The 2,676-nt window shown below is 30.0% G+C and carries 3 protein-coding genes and 1 pseudogene; all 4 read left to right on the top strand.

Annotation, left to right across the window (positions count from 1 at the left end):
* Positions 1-184: pseudogene (locus GCWU000282_RS16855) on the top strand (IS630-like element ISCARN102 family transposase); the annotation flags it as partial.
* Between the two features lie 130 nt (positions 185-314).
* Positions 315-521: a hypothetical protein gene (locus GCWU000282_RS13715; protein WP_023355764.1), complete on the top strand. Its 207-nt coding sequence runs from the start codon at positions 315-317 to the stop codon at positions 519-521.
* Positions 522-885: 364 nt separating this feature from the next.
* Positions 886-1,404: a hypothetical protein gene (locus GCWU000282_RS13710; RefSeq protein ID WP_035041129.1), complete on the top strand. Its 519-nt coding sequence runs from the start codon at positions 886-888 to the stop codon at positions 1,402-1,404.
* 404 nt (positions 1,405-1,808) lie between these two features.
* On the top strand, positions 1,809-2,676 hold an 868-nt coding region (locus tag GCWU000282_RS13705), incomplete at its 3' end, for a hypothetical protein (protein WP_023355762.1).

Raw genomic sequence — 2,676 nt, 5'->3', positions numbered from 1 at the left:
TGTGATGACCAGACAGTGTCTGTCACGAAGGATTAAAACCATTACCAATCTTCGCGAAGAATTAGCAGCCTGGGAAGTCGAGCGAAATATTTTCGCAGCAAAGGTCAACTGGCAATTTCGAACTGTTGATGCCAGAGTAAAGTTGAATTCATTGTATCCTAAGTTTACAACAGCTTCCAGATAGGAAGTTGTTGTAATGCTAAATATCAATGTGCCAGTACACTAGTTTAACATATTATTTTTTATAGAATATATACATGATATAACATATAATACAGTTAAAAGATTTTCTGTAATACGAGGAGGTGTTACACTTGAAAAACGAAGTTAGACAATTTAAAATTGCCGTGATTTTATCTGTATTTGCAGTAATAATTTTCTGTGGTCTTTTTGTGTATTCATGGTTTTTGGGATATTCCTCAGGGAAGTTCTCCTCCGCATTATTAGTGGCTGGAGGGATTGTGATTTTAATTAAAAACTATGTACTTTACTATAAAGCAAAGAAAAGGAATGATAGTTGATATGATGCTTAGAACAAGTAGTACATCTAAAAGTTTCTGGAAAAAAGCTGAAACCTGTTATAAAGCAAGGACGATATAATGGATTTGGATATTCACCTTTTTATACTAGCAAAGAGGGCAGTAGGTGGAATATTGCTTGTAAAAATTATCGTGCATACAAAGATAATAATATAAACTTTAACCCATATATTTATCAGCTAAGAGTATGTGAGGTTAAAACACTTGGCGGTTCAGTTTTTAAAGTTACAATACCACGAGGATATAATTTACACGGATAAGTAACTGTTTATGGCATAAGGAGTTAAGCCGACACCTTATGCCATATGTGTATTTAACTATAACTGTTAGGGTTGGGAGTAATTTTATGTGGAAAAAGATATGGATAATAATGCTTGTTATTCTTTCAGGATTTACAATAGTAGTTTTTCTATTTATTCCTAAAGAGTTGGATATACCAAAAGGAGAGAAAGCAATATTTGTTGCATTTGGTAAATCATATCTGAAATTTGATGAAGGAAATTTTAAGCCTGCTGTTGATAACGATATTTATGATTTATCAGAATATAATGAAGAAATGGGCAATATTATAAGAGGAATTAAGCTATATCCAACTTTTAAAGGGTTATTTAATAAAGGCGATTATAATTTGGAAAATACTGATTCTGTCGTAAATATTTATATATTTGATGTTTCATCAGAAAATAGTAAAGAAAATATGACAGAGCTGGCTGTTGATTCAGAAGGGTACGCCGTATATAATAGAATCGGCAGGATTTATTTACGAAGCCTTGGAATTAACAAAAAAGACAAGGCGTATAAACTAATGAAAGAAATAAAAGAACTGATAAAAGCAAAAGGAATAAGGAAAGAATCTGTTAAATGAAAAATTTAATACAGATATGCAAGTAAGATTTATAGATATTATTTTGTAGGAGTTTATATGTTTGAACAATTACTTCAATCAGGAGTGTTTGGGGTTATCTTTGTACTGCACTAAATGTATTTCTTGTGGTTTCTATAGTATGGAAAAAGCTGTGGCCATCAAATAAAGAATAAAATTTTAAATAGTCAAATACAATTTAGTCAAGCATAATAAACTAAATCGTATTTGACTATTTTTATCTTAATTAGAGTGTGGTATAATGTAGTCACTTTTTCAAGGGTAGAAGTGAAATCCAGATAAATAAGTAGAATGAAACTTGTGGTAAGAACCATAAATGGAATTTTAAAGTCTTATACTTTACAGACTGAATACTACACGAGAATATTAAAGGAAGGTATACGGAGTTGAAGAAGGTAAATATTATTAAAATAATTATAATTTCTATAATAGCTATAATTATGCTCTTAAGTATAGCGAAGAATCTGAATTTAACCACAAATAATAACTTACTTGCTAAGTTTATTAATAATGTTTTTAGGAATGAAGAAAAAGCCCGAGAAAATATTACAGATGATTCTACCAAAGTAGTAAATAATGCAGATGATAAGGTAGCTTCAACAAATACTGAAAATAAGGATAAATTATCTTCGACAACTAATAATGAACAAAATCGAATTTTTGAGGGTATTAGCAAGGATTGGTATGGAACAAAGGTTATTACACAGAATGATAATATTGTAAGTAAATACTATAAGTTTACAATCCATAACACATCAACTTCTAAAAAACTAGGTGACTTTAACTATTCTGATAATTTGGGACATGTTGATAAGGACGGAAACACAATAGACGGTTATTCGTATTTTATTATAAGTGCAACAATAGAATGTTTAGAGGTAGATAGATATTTTGGTGTCTTAAGTTTAGGAAACCTATACATATTAGCTTATAATGATACTAATCGGAAAATGGGGCAAGAACTTCTTACAGCAAATAATGATAATCCGGTAAGTAGTAAAAGTGCTATGATGGTAAAAATGAAAAAGGGAGACAAAAAAGATTTTAATTTAGTATTTTTAGTAGAGGATAAATTCATAAATGACAAGGCTGTGGATTTTTATCTTTATATTAATGAACATGGTTCCGCTCCGGGAACTAATGATGAATATAAATCTTTAGTAAAACTAGACTATAGGAATACATCTTCTGCAACAGATGTAAACAAAGATAAAAAGCGTCTTTTTGAAGAGATTAGTAAACAACAATACGGTA

Origin of the sequence: Catonella morbi ATCC 51271, assembly GCF_000160035.2 — a bacterium.
Lineage (GTDB): Bacteria > Bacillota > Clostridia > Lachnospirales > Lachnospiraceae > Catonella > Catonella morbi.
Note: the sequence above shows the minus strand (reverse complement) of the source record. Positions and strands in the feature narration are given on the sequence as shown.